The organism is Deltaproteobacteria bacterium (assembly GCA_016218975.1).
Taxonomy (GTDB): Bacteria; Desulfobacterota; Deferrimicrobia; order Deferrimicrobiales; family Deferrimicrobiaceae; genus JAENIX01.
The window spans coordinates 1-20269 of the sequence record JACRCO010000034.1 but is presented as its reverse complement, the minus strand read 5'-3'; the positions used below and the strand labels follow the sequence as shown (position 1 = coordinate 20269).

Annotated in this window: 16 protein-coding genes; 6 read left to right on the top strand and 10 right to left on the bottom strand. The window is 62.2% G+C overall.

Annotation, left to right across the window (positions count from 1 at the left end; all coding sequences use genetic code 11):
* Positions 1 to 12 precede the first annotated feature (12 nt).
* Entirely contained in the window at positions 13 to 219 is a 207-nt protein-coding gene (locus HY896_03990) for a hypothetical protein (protein MBI5575504.1), read from the top strand.
* Here the strand turns inward: HY896_03990 and glnE are convergent.
* From glnE to gatC, 8 genes are read right to left on the bottom strand one after another with little or no spacing between them, the layout of a single operon-like run.
* Entirely contained in the window at positions 216 to 3287 is a 3072-nt protein-coding gene (glnE, locus tag HY896_03985; GenBank protein MBI5575503.1) for a bifunctional [glutamate--ammonia ligase]-adenylyl-L-tyrosine phosphorylase/[glutamate--ammonia-ligase] adenylyltransferase, read from the bottom strand. The two genes, HY896_03990 and glnE, sit on opposite strands and share 4 nt — an antisense overlap.
* Positions 3284 to 4315: an S-methyl-5-thioribose-1-phosphate isomerase gene (mtnA, locus tag HY896_03980; protein MBI5575502.1), complete on the bottom strand. Its 1032-nt coding sequence runs from the start codon at positions 4313 to 4315 to the stop codon at positions 3284 to 3286. The genes glnE and mtnA overlap by 4 nt, the downstream gene beginning before the upstream one ends.
* A gap of 2 nt (positions 4316 to 4317) precedes the next feature.
* Positions 4318 to 5493, bottom strand: coding sequence for a nicotinate phosphoribosyltransferase (locus tag HY896_03975; protein ID MBI5575501.1), 1176 nt, complete (start codon positions 5491 to 5493; stop codon positions 4318 to 4320).
* A gap of 20 nt (positions 5494 to 5513) precedes the next feature.
* Complete coding sequence (locus HY896_03970) at positions 5514 to 6056, bottom strand: cysteine hydrolase (GenBank protein MBI5575500.1); 543 nt, start codon at positions 6054 to 6056, stop codon at positions 5514 to 5516.
* Positions 6057 to 6066: 10 nt separating this feature from the next.
* Complete coding sequence (locus tag HY896_03965) at positions 6067 to 8544, bottom strand: AsmA family protein (GenBank protein ID MBI5575499.1); 2478 nt, start codon at positions 8542 to 8544, stop codon at positions 6067 to 6069.
* A 58-nt stretch (positions 8545 to 8602) separates the two neighbouring features.
* Positions 8603 to 10018 (bottom strand): Asp-tRNA(Asn)/Glu-tRNA(Gln) amidotransferase subunit GatB, encoded by a 1416-nt coding sequence (gene gatB, locus HY896_03960; protein ID MBI5575498.1) that lies wholly within the window; start codon positions 10016 to 10018, stop codon positions 8603 to 8605.
* A gap of 5 nt (positions 10019 to 10023) precedes the next feature.
* Positions 10024 to 11502, bottom strand: a complete 1479-nt coding sequence (gene gatA, locus HY896_03955; protein ID MBI5575497.1) for an Asp-tRNA(Asn)/Glu-tRNA(Gln) amidotransferase subunit GatA — start codon at positions 11500 to 11502, stop codon at positions 10024 to 10026.
* Positions 11503 to 11520: 18 nt separating this feature from the next.
* Positions 11521 to 11811 carry an Asp-tRNA(Asn)/Glu-tRNA(Gln) amidotransferase subunit GatC gene (gatC, locus tag HY896_03950; protein MBI5575496.1) on the bottom strand — a complete coding sequence of 97 codons (291 nt, stop codon included), beginning with the start codon at positions 11809 to 11811 and terminating at the stop codon, positions 11521 to 11523.
* Between the two features lie 1078 nt (positions 11812 to 12889).
* On the opposite strand from gatC, the gene HY896_03945 reads away from it, so the two are divergent.
* The 5 genes from HY896_03945 to tsaA all read left to right on the top strand — a co-directional run bounded on the left by HY896_03945 (position 12890) and on the right by tsaA (position 17066).
* Positions 12890 to 14017: an MBL fold metallo-hydrolase gene (locus tag HY896_03945; protein MBI5575495.1), complete on the top strand. Its 1128-nt coding sequence runs from the start codon at positions 12890 to 12892 to the stop codon at positions 14015 to 14017.
* Between the two features lie 16 nt (positions 14018 to 14033).
* Entirely contained in the window at positions 14034 to 15167 is a 1134-nt protein-coding gene (locus HY896_03940; protein MBI5575494.1) for a methyltransferase, read from the top strand.
* A 93-nt stretch (positions 15168 to 15260) separates the two neighbouring features.
* Positions 15261 to 15446 (top strand): DUF1059 domain-containing protein, encoded by a 186-nt coding sequence (locus HY896_03935; GenBank protein MBI5575493.1) that lies wholly within the window; start codon positions 15261 to 15263, stop codon positions 15444 to 15446.
* Between the two features lie 236 nt (positions 15447 to 15682).
* On the top strand, positions 15683 to 16561 hold the full coding sequence (locus HY896_03930) for a trypsin-like peptidase domain-containing protein (GenBank protein MBI5575492.1): 879 nt from the start codon (positions 15683 to 15685) through the stop codon (positions 16559 to 16561).
* 43 nt (positions 16562 to 16604) lie between these two features.
* Positions 16605 to 17066: a tRNA (N6-threonylcarbamoyladenosine(37)-N6)-methyltransferase TrmO gene (gene tsaA / locus HY896_03925; GenBank protein MBI5575491.1), complete on the top strand. Its 462-nt coding sequence runs from the start codon at positions 16605 to 16607 to the stop codon at positions 17064 to 17066.
* Positions 17067 to 17078: 12 nt separating this feature from the next.
* Here the strand turns inward: tsaA and HY896_03920 are convergent, their stop codons facing one another.
* Positions 17079 to 19568: a PAS domain S-box protein gene (locus HY896_03920; GenBank protein ID MBI5575490.1), complete on the bottom strand. Its 2490-nt coding sequence runs from the start codon at positions 19566 to 19568 to the stop codon at positions 17079 to 17081.
* 239 nt (positions 19569 to 19807) lie between these two features.
* Positions 19808 to 20269: hypothetical protein (locus tag HY896_03915; GenBank protein MBI5575489.1), on the bottom strand; the 462-nt coding region annotated here is incomplete at its 5' end.

Here is a 20269-nt window from a genome sequence, read left to right as displayed (position 1 = left end):
GGAGAGCGAATCATGGCTAATTTTTACGAAAACAAGCGGGGCGTGGCCGGGAGCTGGGAGGACGTCGGCGGCTTCAACATGCAGCTGCTGATGGAAATCCGGAACGCGATGCTGGACGTGGAGTCCGGGTCCGTTCCTCCGCCTGCCGTGCCAGGCATAGCCTCCGAGTGGATCAAGCGGCTTCCCATGTTCGATTTCCCGGACGACGAAATCGGCTAATCGCGCAGCCCGAGAATCTTCAGGTAAACCTTTCTTATCCGTCCGGTTTCTTCCCTGTAGCGCTCCAGCAATTCCGGGCCAAGGGCCGCCGGATCGAACTGCTCTATCGACGCGTCCTGGGAAAGCCGCAGCCGAACCTCCAGCGCGCGCAGGAAGCGATACCCCCCGTCGAGCTCCTGGTAGTCCGGGACCTCTATCCTTCCTGCCCGCATAAGCTCGTAGAGCGCCTTCAACGTGGACCGGGCGCGAAGGGCGGTGCTTCCGGCTCCATACTGGAGCTGCAGGTACTGCACGGCAAACTCCACGTCCACCACGCCCCCCTTCCCGACCTTGAGGTTCAACCGGTCGGTGCGCTCCTTGCCCAGCTCCACCTCCATCCGCGTCCGCAGCCTGTGGATTTCCATCGCCGCGTCGGCGGGCAGCGGCTTGCAGTAGATGAACCCGGCCACCTTTGCCTCGACTTTCTTCCCGAAATCCCGGTCCCCGGCGACGAACCGGCATTTGAGCAGCGCCTGGCGCTCCCATAGCTGTGCGGACCGTTCGTGGTACTTCTCGAAGGCGGTCATGGAGGATACGAGCGGGCCGGCGTTGCCCGAGGGACGCAGCCGGGTATCCAGCTTGTAGACGTATCCCTCGCGGGTCACCGTGGTAAGAATGGAGATCATCCGCTGGGCGATCTTCGCGAAGTATTCGTGGTTGGTCAACTTGCGGTATCCCGAGGGGTCCGCGCCGGGCGGAGGCACTGTCTCGCCTTCCCCGGAATAGACGAAAATGATGTCCAGGTCGCTGTGGTACGAAAGCTCCTCGGATCCCAGTTTCCCCAGCCCCAGCACGCAGAATTTCGCCTCCTCCCCGCCCCTGTCGGTCACGGGAATGCCGAACCGCCGCGACACCTCGCGCCGCGCGATGAAAAACGTGTTCGCGAGAAGCACCTCCGCCAGCGCGGAGAGCTGGTACATCCCTTCCTCCAGGGAAAGGCTCCCCGACAGGTCGTGCGTGCCTATCCGAAGCGTCTCCAGATTCCGGAACCTGCGCAGCTCGTCCATCTCCTGCTCGAAATCGTTGCAGGCGGCAAGCGCCTCGCCCGCCTCCCTTCGCAGGTCGGACTTCGATTTTCCGAGCACGTTCAGGTCCTGCTTCAGGAAAGTGTCAAGCAGCTCCGGGTGGCGCAGCAGGTAACCGGAAAGGTAAGGGCTGCTTCCGAAAAGGCGGACGAGGGCGTCGACCACCTTCGGATTTTCGAAAAGAAGGGCGTAGAACATCGTCCTGGCGCCGATCGCCGCGAGGAACCGCTCCGCGTGCGCGAGCGCCATGTCGCGGTCGTGCGTGCGTATCGCGCGGGCGAGGATCGCCGGGGTGATCTTTCCGAGGTATCTGCGGGCGCGGGAGGGGAGTCGGACGAACGGCGGCCCGTCCCGAAGCGTCGCCAGGTTCCTCGCTGCGGCCACGGGATCGGCAAACCCGAGGGCTTTCATCCGGGCCGCGGTTTCCTCTTCACCGGACTCGGAGAGAAAGAGAGACTGGACGTCGGCGGGAATCTCGTCGGAAGCTTCCTCCGGCGCTCCCCGGAAGAGCCGGCCGTAGCTCGCCCGCACGTTCTCCGTATGACTTTCCAGGGCCTGCAGGAGCGACTCGCCGCCTTCCATACCCATGGACCGGGCAAGCCTCGAGAGATCTTCCTCCCGCTGGGGAAGCGTGTGCGTCTGCCGCTCCTGGAACACCTGTATCCGGTGTTCGAGCGTCCTCAAAAACCCGTATGCCTCCGAAAGGACGGACAGCTCCTCTTTCGGGACGATCCCCAGCCTGGCCAGCGCCTCCAGGGCCTGCATCGTTCCGCGCATCCTGAGGGCCTGGGCCTTCCCGCCGTAGATGAGCTGGTGGGCCTGCGCGAAGAATTCGATCTCCCGGATTCCCCCGACGCCGAGCTTCAAGTCCCTGCCGCCTTTGCGGGAGCGGGCGGCGGCGAGGTCGATCCGGTCCTTCATCTCCTTGATCTCCTCGATGGAGGTGAAGTCCAGGTATTTCCGGTACACGAACGGGGTGACGATCCGCAGAAATTCCTCTCCCACGGCGAGGTCTCCCGCGACCGGCCGCGCCTTGATCAGGGCCGCGCGCTCCCACGCCTGCCCCCAGGACTCGTAATAGATCTCGGCGGAGCGGAGCGAGTTGGCGAGGTCACCCTTGGTCCCTTCGGGCCGCAACCGCAGGTCGACGCGGAAAACGAACCCGTCTTCCGTGACCTCTGAAACGATCCGGGTGACCATTTCCGAAAGGCGGACGAAGTATTGATGCAAGGTGACCGTTTTCCCTTCCGCGCCGCCGCCGGTCATCCCGTGGTCGGTTTCGTAGAGGTAGAGCAGGTCGATGTCGGAGCTGAAATTCAGCTCGACCCCTCCCAGCTTTCCCATCCCCATGACGACGAACCCGCACTCGCGCCCGTCCGCACCCTCCACAAGCGGAGCGCCGTACCTGTCGGTGAGAGTGCGCCTGGCGAAACCGATCGCTCCCGAAAGCGCCGCAGCGGCCAGGGAGGAGAGATCCTCCGTCACCTCGGCGAGAGGAGACAACCCCGAAAGGTCGCGCGTGGCGATCCGCGCGACCTCGCGCAGCTTCATGCGCCGCAAGGCGGCCTTGATTTCCTTTTCCGTCGAGCAACTCCGTGCGGCGGAAACCGCTTCCTCCATGAGCTCCGCCGCATCCGCCCGGCGCATGAATCCGTCCTCGAGGAAAAGGAAGGAAAAGATCTCCCTTCGTCTTGCGATCTGGTCGGAGAGAAATTCGGATCCGCCGAGGAGGGCCCCCAGCGCACGTAGCTTTTCCGGCCGCGAGATAACGCCCGCGAGATCATCCGTGGGGGCGGTGTCGGCAAGCTTTGAAAGGCCGAGAAAAAATCCCAATGGATCGGGGGCGGCCTCAGCCCCCTTCCAAAGCGGCGCAAGGTCGGGTTCCCCCCAAGAAAGCCGCTTCCGGATTTCCTCCACAAGCGGCAGGGCCCGGGCGGTGTTCTCCACGCCGAGCGAAAGCAGCCGGTCGATCAGGGAGGGGGCGGACGCGGGGGTGCGGTTCACCGGAAGAGCGCCCGGATATCGCGGGAAAGGGGAGCTTTCAGCACCCCCTTTTCCGTGACGATGGCGGAAACGTAGCGCGCAGGGGTGACGTCGAAGGCCGGGTTGTAGACGGGCACGCCCGGAGGCGCGACGGGATGTTCCATCACGTGGGTCACCTCCCGGCCGTTGCGCTCCTCGATGGGGATATCCTTACCCGAGCGAATGCCCACGTCGATGGTGGAGCAGGGAGCCGCCACGTAGAAGGGGACCCTGTGGACGCGGCAAAGGACCGCAACCCCGTAAGTGCCGATCTTGTTGGCCACGTCGCCGTTCCGCGCTATCCGGTCGGCTCCCACGATCGCCGCCTGGATCTTTCCGTCGCCGAACAGCTTCGCCGCCATGTTGTCGGTCACGAGCGTGCAGGGAATATCGTCCTTCATCAGCTCCCACGCCGTAAGCCTCGCCCCCTGCAGGAAGGGCCGCGTTTCGTCGACGTAGACGTGTATCTTCTTCCCCGCAGTCGTCGCCGCGCGGATAACGCCCAGCGCAGTTCCGTAGCCGGCGGTCGCAAGCGCCCCTGCGTTGCAATGCGTCAGCACGGAGCATTTTCCCGGCAGAAGCCTGGCCCCGTGCGCCCCCATGGCCCGGTTGGCCGCCACGTCTTCCTCGTAGACGGCGATTGCCTCCCGCTCGAGGAAGGTCGACGCCGCCCCGGAATCTTCCGGGAGGGATGCCGCCGCCCTGTGCATCCGTTCTATCGCCCAGAAAAGGTTCACCGCGGTGGGCCTCGTGGCTCCAAGCATCTCGGCGGCTGCGTGGAACGTCTCCCGCCACGGCCGCCCTCTTCGGGCCGCCTTCCGGACCGCAAGGACGAGACCGAAGGCGGCGGTCACGCCGATCGCCGGCGCTCCCCGGACCACCATCGTGCGTATCGCCTCGGCGACGCCCTCGGCGTCGGTGTAGCGGCGCATCGTTTCTTTCATGGGAAGCACGCGCTGGTCCAGCAGGAGCAGGGCATCCCCCGTCCACTCGATCGTCAGGAAGGACAATTTCAATTCCTCTCTTTCATGGAACGGAACCGCGACACCTGGGCAAGGACCCGATCCCGGATTTCGCGGGGCGGCCGGGGGGAAGCAAGCGTCTTCCCCTCCCGCATGACAGGCCGGAGGAGGGGCTCCATCGCATCCCCGCAGGGGCACCGCTGCTGCCCGATGCCTTCCGGAAGCACCTTCCGCGAAAAACAGGAGGGGCAGATCGCCACCTGTTTGCCCCCGGAATGCTTTCCCCGCTTGGCGAACGGTACGCCCTCCACCTCCACGATGTCCAGCGCGAAATCGAGTGTCGCCGCGTTGGAGAGCGCGGTCCCGACGCCGAACCCGTCGACGACGCCGGCCAGCTCGCGCACCTCCTCTTCCCCGATGCCGCCCGATGCGAAGATCTTAACGCGGGAGAAGCCCCGCAGGTCGAGCTCCCAGCGGACCTCCTCGACGATCCTGCGGAAATCGCCGCGCCGGGAGGAGGGCGTGTCGAGCCGTATTCCGAAAAGCCGCTCCCCCAGCGCTTCGGCGACCCGCAGGGCCTCGAACTTCTCGTCCTGCAGCGTGTCGATGAGGCAGATCCGCGGGACCGCCGGGTTCACGGTTTCGTCGAATGCGCGCATCGCTTCGACGGTGTCGCCCAGAACCATAATCAAGGCGTGTGGCATCGTGCCGACTGCGTTTTCCCCGAGAAACTCCGCGCTGCGGACCACCGACACGGTGTCCGCTCCGCCGATGAATGCGTTCCGATCGATGACCGTCGAGAGTGCGGGGTGCATCCTGCGCGCGCCGAAGCTCAACACCATCCTGTCGCCGCACAGATGCTTGATGCGGGAAGCCTTGGTTGCGATCCCGGAGGACTGGCAGAGGACGCCCAGCATCGCGGTTTCCATTTCGCAGAACTCCCCGTAAGGCCCCTCGATCGAGAAAACCGGTTCCCACGGCAGGAACAGCGTTCCCTCCTCCATCGCCCGCAGGCCCGTGTCGCGCCCGGCGAGGAGGGACAGCATCTCGTCTATGCCGGAGAGGATTCCGTAATCGTATCCCGCGGGCATCTTCTTGACGATGGCCTCCGCTTTCACCACGGTCCGGTCCTTGCCGAGCTTTCTCAGGACCTCCATCGTCCTGCGGAAATAGACGTCGGTCGTATCCCCCCGCCGAATCTCCTCCCAGCCGGGGATCGGGTTCATCGAAGTTCCTCCCGCCCGGATCATCCCTTTTTTCGGGTCACCCGGACTCCAAGGATTTTTTCCATCTGTTCGAGCGCGAAGGCGTGCGTCTTCCGGTCGAGCCCTGCCACGAGCGACTCGTCGACGGAAACGTCGAAGCCGCGCATGGCGGCGTCCGCGGCCGTGTACAGGACGCAGATGTTGGTTACGCAGCCGGAAAGCGAAATGTGCCGGATGCGGCGGCGGCGCAGGACGGACGCAAGCGACGTGCGATGAAAGCCCGAGTACGTCTTCTTCTCTACGACCACATCCCCCGGTTCCGGAGAGATCTGCGCGGCCACGGCCGCTCCGGGAGTCCCAGAGATCGCATGAGGGGGCCACCCCATCCGCGCGAACTCGGGATCGCGCCTGCCGTGGGAATCGCACACGTACACGACCAGCTCCCCCTCTTTCCTCGCCCGCGCGATGCGGCGGCGCAACGCGGGAAGGATGTCCCGCGTCCGGGGCACTTCAAGCGGCGCTCCGGGCCTCACGAAATCCTCCAGCATGTCTATGACGAGAAGCGCGCGGCCGTCGGGTACCATGGCTCTCCCCCTATTTCTTCCCGGGCAGGAACCTTTCGAGCAGGTCCTTGAGTTTCTTTTCCGGCGCAGGCCGTTCCGGCGGTTTCCCGCTTTCCGTCCCCGGTGGAGCCGGTGGTTCCGCGTCCCCGTTCCCGTCCAGCAGTTTCCTGATCGCCCTTTTCGCGATCCCCTTCGCGAGCGTCTCGGCGTCGATCGCCATTCCGGGAGCGGTGACGGATCCCGACATCGACAGCGGTATCTCTACGCGCCCGGACGGACCGACCAGAAATTTCCCCTTCGCTGCGCGGGCGGACTGCAAAAGCTCCTTCGGCAAAAAAAGCATTCCCCGGAAATCGAATGAACGGTCGAATCCGACCGCGGCCTTCCCTTCGAGGCTGAACTTCCCCGATGAGATTTTCAAGGACTCCGTTCGGATCTTCCCCCCCTCGATCCTGAAATCGGCGGCGAGATCCGAGAATGATGTCTCCTTCGATTTCCCCTCGCCCGGGCCCCCCTTCGGCGAATAGACCCCGCCAAGCCCGGCCAGTCCCGTCGCGGACGCCAGGAGATCCACCCCCCTGATTTTACCACCGGTGACCCGGAAGGACCCCGAACCGCCTGCCGTCCGGCTGAATTCGGCGAAATCCCGGGAACTGCCGCCGAGATCCGCCGAAAGCGACCCCGCGCCCGCGATGAAATCCTTAAGGCTGGTCGTCCTCGACAGCACTTCGTTGATCTGAAGATTTTTCGCCGCCACCCTGACCCGGAAATCACGATCCTGCGGCTTGAGCCTTATCCGGCCGGATATATCGGCATCGCCTCCGTACATCCGCGCGGTCATTTCATCGACCGTCAGCGTTCCCCGCTCGTATCGCCCCGTCCCCGAAAGGTTCCTGAACTCCAGCCCCTTGATCTTCCCCGCGTCTATGCGCACGCTCCCGCGCGCGGAGATCTCCGTTCCCACCGGCGCTTTTCCTGCGTCCGTATCCCGCTTCGCCGGTTTCGCCCGGTCTCCGCTTTCATCGGGCGGGAACAATTTATCCGGATCGAGGTAAGGCATGTAAAGGCTTGCCTGTCCCGCCGGAGCGGGTCCGAGGGAAACCGATCCCTTGAGGGAAAAGCGCTGGCCGTTGAACAGCCCCGCGAGCGGCTGGAATTCGATTTTTCCGGAAGAAATCTCCACGTGGCCGTCCACGTCGCCAAGGTCGATCCTGTCCTCCGGGAAACGGGCGGCTACGTTCCCAAGGTCGAGCGAAACGTTCCATGTTTCCCTGGCCGACGCCGCGGGACGATACCCCTTTCCGGAGGCGGTCAACTGCCCCGACGGCGACCATTTTCCCAACATGTTGCCGCGGCTCCTTGCGAACTCCGAAAGGGACGCGATGCGGGCCGAGGCGGCCCATTCCCGCCTTCCCGTGGAGGGGGAATACGAGGCTTCCCCGGTTGCGCTCAGCGGAGGAAATTTCAATTCCGCATTCGACACGACGAAACGGTCCGGAAAGCGGCGCCCCTGAGCCGTTACCGTGCATGGCATATCCATAAACTTGCGCAGGCCCGGGAGCACCGTCCATCCCGTCCTTGTGAGATCGGCCTCCGCCTTGAATTCCGCAGCCTGAACGTCGCCCGAGATATCGACCTTGAGCGATGCAAGCCCTTCGGGAGAGGCCTTCGCCAGCGCTTCCGGAACGGCGGCGAACATTCCGGGGATCTTCGCCATCTCGATCTTCGGAAAGACGACGGTCACGTCCGCAGCGCCGGACCCCGGCGGATCGGGGATCGTTCCCTCCGCGCTCATCTGCTGCCCGAATATCTTCCCATCCGCTGCGAGACGGTACCGCGGCAGTCCGGCGGACGCCGCCTCCTCGCGGGTCATGCTTCCTGCCGCCCGTATTTCCCCTCGCAACACCCCGGCGATCCGGGTCTCGATCATGAACTCGTTCCGCTTTCCGCCGATCCCGTCTAACCGGAATGTGAACGGCTCGATGTCCCATCGGGTCTCCTTACCGTCCGTATCCTCCAGGAACAGGTGCAGCTTCGCTTCTTCGATGGAAACGGTACGGATCGTGACCGATACGGGTTCCTTTGCGGTTTGCGGCGCGGCCCCATCCTTTCCCGACATGCGCTCCGCGATCCGCGTCAGCGAATGGGTGCCGTCCTTGTATTTACGGAATACGACTTCGGGACGGCGGAAGATGAGCCTTCCGAACTCCACTCGTCCCGCGAGAAGCTTTGCCAAGGCCACGCGGGCCTCCGCCTCGGGCACGGAAAGCAGGTTCTCCGCAGTGTGCCCGGGATCTCCGGAAATCGTAAGCCCCTCGATCTTCAGACCTATGCCGGGGAAAAGCGACAGGGTAACTTTCGAGAAGGAGGCCTTTCGGCCCGTCTTTTCTTCCAGAAGCGCCGCGATGCGGGGCTTGAACGGCTCGAGGGAGATCACACGAGGAAGGACAAGGACCAGGACGGCCGCTGCGATAAAAACTATCGCGGCTGCGATTGCCGCTTTCCGCATGGCTCCCTCCCCGGTCCGGGCGGCGCCGAACCCGCTTTCCCCCTCAAGATTGCGCGGGCTAACCGAGTTTCTTCCGGAGCACCTCTTGCACGACCTTCGGGTTTGCCTTTCCCCGGGTTTCCTTCATCACCTGCCCGACGAAGAAGGAGATGAGCCCGGCCTTCCCGGCGCGGTAGCTTTCCACCTCTTTCGGATTCGCGGCGAGGATCACGGAAACGATCTCTTCGAGCGCCCCCGTATCGGAAACCTGGGTGAGTCCCATCTCGTCGCGGAGGAGGCGGATAGGTTTTCCGGTTTCGATCGACGTCTCTACGAGTTTCTTGGAAACCGTAGCCGAGATTACGCCGGATTCCCTGTCTTCCACGGCGTGCGCAATCGTTTCGGGGGAAAGCTTCCCGGCGGCGACGGTGTCCTTCCAGTGGATGCACTCGTTGGCTGTGACTTTCGGGTTGCCTCCGTAGAGGGCCACGCAAGCTTCGAAGAAATCGGCCAGCTTTCGGCTTCCGGCGAGAAGCCCGGCGTCGTATTTCGGAATCCCGTAAGCCGCTTCGAGCCGCGCCGTCTTCTCCGCAGGGAGTTCCGGGATCGTCTTTCCCAGCTCATCTATCCAGGCGTCGTCCACCACAAGCGGAAGGAGATCGGGGTCGGGGAAGTACCGGTAATCGTGGGCTTCCTCCTTCCCCCGCATGGACAGCGTCACGCCAGCCGCCGCGTCCCACAGCCGGGTCTCCTGCACGACCTTCCCGCCGTCCTCGATCAGCTCGATCTGCCGGCGGATCTCGAAGTCCAGCGCGCGCTCCACGTTCCTGAAGGAGTTCATGTTCTTGAGTTCCGCCTTCGTACCGAACTCTTTTTGTCCCTTCGGCCGGACGGAGACGTTCGCGTCGCAGCGGAAGGAGCCTTCCTCCATGTTCCCGTCGCATACTTCAAGGTACACGAGGATGTCGTGCAGCATCCTCAGATACGCCCCCGCCTCCTCGGGCGTGCGGAGATCGGGCTCCGAGACGATCTCCATCAGCGGCACCGAGCAGCGGTTAAGATCGGCCAGCGACGCCTGCGCACCGGCGAATTCCCCTTCGTGCACAAGCTTGCCGGCGTCCTCCTCCATATGGATGCGCGTGATGCCGATCCGCTTCGCCGTCCCGTTCACCTCGACGTCTATATGCCCCGCAAGCGCCAGCGGCAGTTCGTACTGGGAAATCTGGTACGCCTTGGGAAGGTCCGGGTAGAAGTAGTTCTTCCGCGCGAAGACGCTCTTCGGCTGCACCGTGCAGGAAGTGGCCAGCGCGGTGCGGATCGCAAATTCGACGACCCGTCGGTTCAGGACGGGGAGAACCCCCGGCATCCCTGTGCAAACGGGGCAGGTGTTCTCGTTCGGGGATGCGCCGAAGGATGCGGAGCAGGAGCAGAAGATCTTGCTGCGCGTCGAGAGCTGCGCGTGGACTTCCAGCCCGATGACCGCTTCGAATCCCACCTTCGTCACGCTCCCGGGTCCGGCGCGACGCGCGGCAGCGGGATCGCCCGCTCCACCGCCGCTGCGGCGGCGATCAAGCTTTCCTCGTCGAAGTGCTTCGCCAGCAACTGGGCGCCGATCGGAAGGCCGCCTCCGGACATCCCGCACGGCACCGAAATCCCGGGGATCCCCGCCAGGTTGCACGGGATGGTGAATATGTCGGACAGGTACATGGTCAGGGGATCGTCCGTCTTCTCTCCCAGGCGGAAGGCCGGCGTGGGAGATGTGGGGGTGAGCAGCACGTCCGCCTTTGCGAAGGCGGATTCGAAATCGCGGCGGATCAGAGTGCGGACCTTCTGCGCCTTTCCGTAGTAAGCCTCGTAATACCCCGCCGAAAGCGCGTACGTCCCGATCATGATGCGCCGCTTTACCTCCGCGCCGAAACCTTCCGCCCGCGTCCGCGACATCATCTCGATCAGGCCGCCGTCGGTCTTCGCTCGGTAGCCGTACCGCACGCCGTCGTACCGGGCCAGGTTCGATGACGCCTCCGCAGGGGCGATGATGTAGTAGGCAGCCAGGGCATAGGCGGTATGAGGCAGCGATACATCCAGGACCTCCGCCCCTTGCGATATGAGCGCAGCGAGCGCCTTCTCCACGGCTTTCCTGACTTCGGAGTCGAGCCCCTCACCTTCGAAGTACTCTTTCGGAAGTCCTACCTTGAGACCCTTGACGTCCCTTTTCGCCGCCGCCGGGTAGTCCGGGACGGGCCGGTCGACCGATGTGGAATCCCGCCGGTCGTGCCCCGCGATGACCGAGAGCAACGCCGCCGCGTCGGGGACGGAGCGTGTAATCGGCCCCGCCTGGTCGAGTGAGGAGGCGAACGCTACCATGCCGTACCGGGACACGCGGCCGTATGTGGGTTTCATCCCCACGGCGCCGCACACCGCCGCCGGCTGCCGGATGGAGCCGCCGGTATCGGTCCCCACCCCCGCGAAGCAGAGGCCCGCCGCGACCGCGGCAGCCGTCCCGCCGGAAGAACCGCCGGGAATCCTGTCCGCCGCCCATGGGTTCCGAGCCGGGCCGAACCGGGAGGTTTCCGTGGAGGAGCCCATTGCGAACTCGTCCATGTTCTGCTTGCCCAATAGCACCGCGCCCGAGGCGCGGATCCGTTCGGTCACGGCAGCGTCGTACGGCGGAAGGAAATTGCGCAGGATCCCGCTGCCGCAAGTGGTAAGAATCCCCCGGGTGCAGAAGATATCCTTCAAGCCCACGGGAACGCCGTGCAGCGGGCCTGCCGCTTCTCCGCGTGCTTGCGCCTCGTCGCGGGCCGCGGCCTCCCGCATCGCACCCTCTTCCAGCACGGTGATGTAGGCGTTGAACTTCCGGTTGAGACGTCCGATCCGGTCGAGAAGCGCGCGTGTCAGTTCGCGGGAGGAGATCTCCTTCCTGCGGACTTTTTCGGCCGCATCGAGAAGGGTCCATTCATGGATAGGGACGCCGGTCATTGCGGGGAAGGTCTCCGTTCAATCCTCGATGATGCGCGGCACGCGGAAGAAATCCTCCTGACGGTCGGGAGCGTTCGAAAGGATCGCCTCCTTGTCGCCGAACGGATGGACTGCATCGTCCCGGAACGGCGTGCCCATTTCCACGGCGTGCGAGGTGGGGACGACGTCCTTCGTGTCGAGCGCGTCGAGCTGGCGGATGTAGGAAAGGATGTTGCCGAGCTGCTCGCGGAGCCTCTCCGCCTCCTCTTCCGGGAGGGAAAGCCGGGCCAACCGCGCTACGTGCAACACCTCTTCCCGCGTGATCGCCATTAAATAATTCCTCCGACATGCGGTTTCGCGCCAGCCCCGGAAAGAACGGGGCGGTTTCCACCGCCCCGCGTTGCTTCAATTTATCACATAAGCGCTTTAGATTTTCGGATCTCTAACAACAGGGCTTTCCGTCATGCGTCGCAAGGCTGCGCCCAGCACCTTCCGGCATGTATTGCTCGCAAAAATGTCATCGGGCTCGCAATGGCCTTTTTTCCTCAACCCATTACCACCCGATTGCTTTCAATTGCTTATAAAAAATGGTTTTGTTTTATTTAGCGAAGCAAAAATGACGATTAAAATCATGCATGTTCACGAAGCTATTGCATCACCATTGCATTTATCCCAACATGACGACGCAATTTAAAAACCTGTCATTTAGGCCCATTTCCTGGATACCAAAGAGCGCTTCTCGTCAGCCCGACAGAATGGGCACGTCCCTCCCTTTTCAGCGTACGGAGCAAAGCCTGAACTTGAGCGCGTGTAAGTGATGGAAGCACATCCATTAGATCACGAAGCCTGCTGCCTTCTTTACGGTTCTCCTGGATATGTTTATAGAGAAGCTCCTTGTTTGTCCCCCTGTCGAGTCCGCGTTTGCGCGTGTAGATTCCTTTCTTGCCAATGAACGAGTAGAAGCTGCGTGACAGTATGTATCGCCGACGCCCATATGCTCGAGGGAAATCCGATAATCTGCTTGCGCCATTGAAAGCCCTCGCGACAGCGCTCACAGACAAGTTTTCGGTCCATATTCCGTTCCACGCATACGCCCAAACTCTGACCTATGCCTTGCTTCTCGCCCAGCTTTCGGGGGAAAAAGACCTTACTCCATCGAGGGCGGCAAGAAGCATCCGCAAAGGCCATCGTCTTCTTGCCGACACCTTAAAATTATAATCTGCTTAACTAATCTTGCGTCGGCAGGAACTCGCCATTGAAGGAAGGGCGGTGATAACAACGTTTGCCCCCGCCCTGAACCTGAACAACTTTCCGACCATCAAAAAAACGTGGTTCCCGGCAAGGAGCCGCTCTGATAAAAGAAAATATCGCGGCAAACCGTTCGATCCATTGAAAAGGAGATATTCCCATGAACGGCAATGCGCAGTTCACCCGCAGGGGATTTCTGGTATCAACCTCGTGCCTCGGGGCGGCGATCGCGATGGCGCGTTATCTGCCCGCGCCCGCGATGGCGGCCGAGGTCGCTACGGACGCACGCGTGGCCGCGCAACCGCTGGCCGACAAGGGATTCGCATCCGTACGCAAGATCGGGGACGGCGTATACGCGACCATCTCCGACCTGTCGAAAGGACTGACGACGACTTCCAACGGGGGGTTCATCGTCGGCAAGGAATCGGCACTGATGATCGAAGGGTTCCGCCAACCGGCGGGCGCGGAATTCCAGATGGAAGCGCTGCGGAGCGTGAGCAGGGTTCCGGTCCAGGCGGCGGTCGACACCCACTACCACTTCGACCATTCGATGGGGAACTCGCACTACGGCGCTCAGGGCATTCCGGTATGGGCGCACGAGAAAACGGCGGCCATGATGGCGCTGAACTACGGAAGCCTTCAGGGGACGGACAAGACGGATAAACTTTCCGCGCTCGAGAAACAAGCTCGGGAAGCGCCCACCGAGGCCGAAAGGGAACACGCCAAGGGAGACCTGAACGCGTACAAGCTTGTGTTCGCCACGATGGATTCCACGATGATCGGATTGCCGACCCGGCCGCTCGAAGTGTCGAAGCTGCCGCTGACGGTCGATCTCGGCGGCGTCAAGGCCGTCATCGAGGCGCGCCCCGGGCACACGCCTACCGATCTGATCGTGCGCATTCCCGACCGGAACATCGTCTTCACGGGCGACCTGCTGTTCAATCTGATGTATCCCGCCACGTTCGATGCGGACCTTCGCGCCTGGGAAAAAACTCTCCTCGCTTTTTCAGGATACGACAAGGAGACGCTTTTCGTACCCGGCCACGGTCCCGTCTGCGGGCCGGAAGGGGTGGAAAGGCTCCGGGACGTGTTCGGCGATCTGACGGATCAGGCAAGGAAGATGTACAAGGCCGGAATCCCCGTCGAGGAGGCGAAACACAGGTACGTCATCCCTGCGCGTTTCAAGGGGTTCGCGGTGTTCTCATGGGGATTTTGCATCGCGCCCGCAATCGCCAAACTGTACGAGGAGTTCAAACTCCCCACTTCTCCCAGGAGCTCGCAGCATTGAGGTGTATGATGGCGGCATGGCGGCGTATACCTATTTCGCGACGACATCGAAAGGACTTGAAGGGGTATTAGCCGACGAATTATCCGCTCTGGGAGGGAAGGAGATTGCCGCCGGCCCGGGCGGCGTTTCCTTTTCGGGGAACTTCGATCTGCGCTACCGTGCGAACCTCTGGCTGCGGACAGCGAACCGTGTGCTGTTGCGGCTTTCGGAATTCCCCGCGCCCGCGCCTGAAGCGCTTTACGAAGGGGTGAAGGCGATCCCCTGGCCGGATGTTTTCGCCGTGCGGAACAAAATAGCGGTCGAGGCCGCGGTGCGCGATTCCGCCATCGCGCATTCCCATTTCGCCGCGCAGAAAACCAAGGACGCCGTCGTCGACCGGTTCCGCGAAAAGGTGCGGACCAGGCCCGACGTCGACCTCGCAGCGCCCGACATCAGGATCCACATCCGGATCGTGCGGGACGTATGCACCCTTTCGCTTGACACTTCGGGGGAAAGCCTGAACCGGCGCGGGTACCGCGCCGACCCTGCCGAGGCCTCGCTTCGGGAAACGGTCGCGGCGGGGATCGTCCTGCTGTCGGGGTATGACGGAAAAACCCCGCTTGCGGACCCGGCGTGCGGCGCGGGAACGATACTCATCGAGGCTGCCCTGCTTGCGACGCGCACCGCCCCCGGATCCCTCCGCGCTTACTTCGGATTCCAGAAGCATTCCGATTACCGTCCGAAGTCATGGGCATCGATGCTCGACGAAGCCGCGAATGCGGTACGCACGTATGGAATCCCCCGCATCGCCGGATTCGACGTTTCCTCCGAGGCGATCGCGGGAGCCGGGCGCAACGCGAAGAGGGCGGGAGTGGCGAATATCGTGTCGTTCCACCGGTGCGACATACGGGAATTCACGCCGGGGGAACCGCCGGGGACGATCCTCTGCAATCCGCCTTACGGGGTCCGTATGGCTGCGGATGAAACTGGAATCGAGGAATTCTACAGGGCAATGGGAGAGGCGCTCAAGAAAAGGTGCAGCGGATGGACCGCATATGTTCTCTCGGGAAATCCGTCGGCCACAAGGCACATCGGGCTGAAGTCCTCGCGAAAGTTTCCGCTCATGAACGGCCCTATCGATTGCCGTCTCCTCAGGTACGATCTCTATTGAATCGATGGGCAACCCTCAATAACCGGAACTCATCGTATAAGAGCATGGTGAAGGCGCCATGTTAACCATCGAATACGCATCCGGAGGTGTTTCATGCCGTATACGATCAGCTGCAAGGAAGCAGGGGTGGATTGTAATTTCGTGTCGGAGGGGAAGACGGAGGAGGAGCTGCTGCGGAACGTACAGGAACACGTAAAGAAAGCTCATGGAATGAAGGAAATCCCCTCTGACCTGTTAACCAGAATAAACAGGCTCATAAAGGAGGATAAAGCGGCATGAGCCGATACCTGGATCCGGCGGGGAAACCCCGGTGGATAAAGGACATCCGGGAATATAGCCTTGCCATCGGGGATTCCCCCCGTCGGGGGCGCTCCCGCACATTGGGACTGCCCCCCTCATTGGGGCTTGTAACGACCGCCTTTATTCGCTAATCTGTAATTACAAAATAACGGCAACTATCTGCCCAACCACCTTTGAGACACGACGAGGCGCAGTAAGCACAAGGCGGTGCAGAGATGTTCGCCGACGCATGCAAGCTCGCTTCCCGCTACACCTATCCCGTCATCACGGCGCGCCGCTATTTCGACCGCTCGACCGAGTGCAGCTGCGCGGCCTTCGTAGTTCTCAATGAGAATGGATGGATCCTGACCGCGGCCCACCTGCTCGCCGCCGAAGACGCACTTCAAAAAAGCTCGAAGGAGATTTCCGCTTATTACGGAAAAATCCTCGGCATCCAGAGCGAGCAGGACATTTCCCTCGAGGAAAAGCGGCGGAAGATCTCCCGGCTGAAGACCAATCCTAAATGGCTCACGAACGTTTCCTTCCGGTGGGGGCAGGAATCCATGCGCCTGGGGGAGGTCCGCCTGCTTCCCGAGGCTGATCTCGCGGTCGGAAGGCTTGAGCCGTTCGATCCGGAGATGTTCCGGCCTTACCCGGTCGTCAAGGATCCCTCGTCTCTCGACGTGGGCACGCCGCTATGCAAGCTGGGATACCCGTTCCAGCAGGTCAAGGCCTCATACGACGAAAACGGCGGCAGGTTCCATCTGACGCAAGGCTCCCAGCCGCTCGCGAGATTCCCGATGGAAGGAATCTACACGAGGACGCTCTCTGCCGGAAAGTCCTCCGACGGGCGGTACGATATCAAATTCCTGGAAACCTCCTCCCCGGGGCTGATCGGCCAGAGCGGGGGGCCGCTGTTCGATTCGCGTGGAACTCTTTGGGGAGTCCAGAGCCGGACGGACATGCATTCTTTCCCTGTCCAGACCCGCATTCCGGGAAGGGAGCGTCCCCACAAGGAGATCCTCTCGCTCAACCTCGGCGTGGCGATCCACCCCGAGCTCCTCGTGAATTACCTCAAGGACAACGAGATCCCGTTCCGGCTTTCGAATTACTGAGACCGACTTTCCGTCAGAGCGATCCGCTACAATGAAAAGCGTCATGGAACGGGAATACGTCATCCATCCGATCGGGTTTGTCCGCTCCGCGGTCAAGTCGCTCGACGGCGCGCCGAAGCAGGGGGCGCTTGCCGGCACCGAAGCCGAGATAGTCGTGTACGAAATATACGCCGATGCGCTCGAAGGACTGGCGATGCGCACCGGCCCGCCGGGCGAAGCGCCCTTCCCCGGCGACACGCATCGCAAGAGCGGGAAGATCATCGTGATGTGCTGGATGGACAGGGCCGACCGCGCCCGGCGGAAGGTACATCCGCGGGGGCGTGAGAATTCCCCGGAGCGCGGCGTCTTTTCGACGCGGTCGCCGCATCGTCCCAACCCGATTTCCATTCACACGGTGGAACTGCTGGAAGTCCGCGGGACGGTACTTCGCGTCCGCGGCATGGACGCGGTCGACGGCACGCCGGTCGTCGACATCAAGCCGCATTCACCCGAACTGGACGGCTGAATAACTAACCGGTCAGGTGGCCTTTTTATCCAGGACTTCCCGCACCATCCGTGCCAGCGATACCAGCCCGTACGGCTTCGCCAGAAAGGGGACCCCTTCTTCCAGGACGAACGGTTTCCCCTCCGGGTCGGCGGCGTAGCCGCTCGTGAAGATCACCTTCAGGTCGGGCTTTATCCCTCGCATCTTTTCGTATGCTTCCCTGCCGTCCAATTCGGGCATGATCATGTCCAGCAAGGCCAATTCGACGTCACGGCATTTCCTGAAGATCTCCACGGCTTCCTCCCCGTTCCTGGCCGCAATCACGGTGTACCCGACATCCTTCAGCGCGCGCTCCGCAAGTGTACGAACCACTTCGTCGTCCTCCGCGAGGAGTATGGTTTCCGTCCCTCCCCGCATTGCCGCGTCCTCATTCCGGGCGGGAATCACGTCGGGAACAGCGTCCACCGCCGGGAAATATATCTTGAATGTCGCCCCCATCCCCGGTTCGCTGTAAAGGTTCAGGATGCCGTTGTTCATCTTGACGATCCCGTAAACCACGGAGAGGCCGAGGCCCGTCCCCCGCTCCGGCCCTTTTGTCGTGAAGAACGGTTCGAACGCGCGCTCCCGGGTCTTTTCGTCCATCCCGCATCCCGTGTCCGACACGGTGAGCAGGACGTACCTGCCGGGCTTCACGTAGGGATGACGCATGGCGTAATCCCCGCCGAGTTTCTCTTCCCTTGTTTCGATCCGGATCCTGCCGCCTTCCGGCATCGCATCCCGGGCGTTCAGGCACAGGTTCATGAGGATCTGCTCCATCTGACCGAAATCGGCCCTGACGGCGGGAAGTTCCCCGGCGAGCGATTGATCCAGCTCGATCCTCTCGCCCAGGATCCGGGAGAAGAACTTCATCATTCCCGAAACGACGTCGTTCAGGTTCAGATTTACCGGCACAACGGTCTGGCGGCGCGCGAAGGTGAGGAGCTGTTTCGTCAGTCCGGACGCCCGCTCCGCGCAATGCTTGATCTGGCCGAGATCCGCAAGCGCGTGCGGATCCCTCCCGATTTTCGACTGGAGGAGCTCGGCGAATCCGAGCACCCCCGTCAGAGCATTGTTGAAATCGTGCGCTATGCCTCCCGCAAGCGTTCCCACCGCTTCCATCCTCTGGGCGGTCTGCACCTGCTTCTCCAGCGAGACAAGCCGGGTGACGTCCCGCTTCACGGCCACGTAGTTCACGATCCTCCCGGATTCGTCGTGTACCGGCGAGATCAGCGCATCCTCTTCGTATACCTTTCCGTCTTTCCTCCGGTTGAAAAACCGGCCCGCCCAGACCTCTCCGCCGCGAAGTTTCTCCCACATGTCACGGTAAAAAACTTCGTCGTGCCGGCCGCTCTTGAGAATGGAAGTGTTTTTGCCGATGGTCTCCCCGGCGGAGTAGCCGGTGATCCGTTCGAAGGCGGGGTTCACATATTGTATGATTCCCGCGGTGTCCGTGATGATGACCGCTTCCGCCAGTTGCCCGACGGCGGTCGCAAGGCGGGAAACCTCTTCCTGCGCGCGCTTCCTCGGCGTTATGTCCCTGATGATTCCGGTGAAAAAGACCCCTTCGGACGAATTCCATGTCGCAAGGGACAATTCGATCGGGAATTCGGCGCCGTCTTTCCGAAGGGCGTGCAGCTCGACCGTCTTCCCTATGAGCCGGGCCTCGCCCGTTTCCAGGAACCTCGCGATCCCCCGCTCATGCGCGGAACGGTATCTGGCGGGGATAAGCACCGACAGGCTTTTTCCGGCCAGCTCTTCGCCCGAGTACCCGAACAGGGTCTCCGCGCTGCGGTTGAAGAAAATGATCCGGCCGGCGGAGTCCGCCGATATGATCGCGTCCGTCGCGGTGTCGGCGATCGCCCGGAAACGTTGCTCGCTCGAAAGCCGTTCCTCCTCGGCCTGCTTGCGGTCGGTGATGTCCAGCGCAAGGCCGTCCACGTAAGCGAAATCTCCCTCCCTGTCGTATATGAGCTGCCGACGGTCGGCGATCCACTTGTAGCTTCCGTCCCTGTGCAATATGCGATACTCCGTCCGCATTACCTTCCGTTGCTCGCGCACGGCTTTCCTGAACGCTTCCCTTATCGTCTTTCGATCCTCGGGATGGATCAGTTGCTGCCACTCGACTTCACGGCGCAAGAATTCTCCGGCCGTGTAACCGGTCAGCCGCTCGACCTCGCTGCCGATAAATGAAATCGACCAGTCCCGGAGGCCCCTGTAAATGACTCCGGGTACGTTGTTCGCGAGGGAATACATCCGGTCGGCGAGTTCCCTTTCCGCAGACAGGGCCCTTTCATACCGGAGTGCCATTTCCTTGACAACATAAACGTAGAGAAACGGAGCGCTGAAAACGGTGAGCAGGAATACGTCGAAAATGATAAATAGCTTTCCTTCGGGAACTCCGGCCCCGGAGAGTACCGTCATCGCCAGTATCTCCGCGCCGGCCACTATGAGCAGGATCCTCAGGAAAAATATCCGTTCTTTCATGCGGATACCTCCCCATACGTCGGGATTGTCCCGGGGAGAATAATCACGGGGAAATAAATATCGTAATTCCTTGATATACCTCCTGTTCCCGCCGACGGCAGGCACATAAAAAGCTCTCCAATAAATTAGGTATTTCCTGAAGGCAGGTCGATTCGGATTGCGGGAATATTATTTACGTGCCGTTCATGCCCGATCGGGCGCAACGCGGATGATACACACGTATAAGCAGCGGCAGAATATCAGCGGGAAAAGCGGGCCAGCACCGCGTCAAGCCTTCGCCTGCCGGAGGCGGTCTCCTCGAAAGGGTCTTCCTTCAGCCTGTGCGGCAACGACAGCCGGAATGCGTCGGCAAGGCATTCCTCGTCGGGCGTAGTCACTCCCTTTACGGCCGCGAGTGCCTTGGCGCATTTGAGTATTGTGATGTCGCCCCGGTGGCCGGCGACTCCAAGATCGGCGACGACTTCCACGACCGCGTCCAGCACGGTCCCGGATATCACGACGGAAGGCAGCCTCTCCCGCGCCGCGATGAGCCGGTCGCGGAGCGTCGCGTCCTCCTTCGCCCACCTCTCGTTGAATTCCGGATCGTCCGCCTCGAACGACAGGACGCGTTCGACGATCTGGCGGCGCAACCCAAGGTCCTTCTCGCCCGTCACCTCGACGCACAGGCCGAACCGGTCCAGAAGCTGCGGGCGAAGCTCACC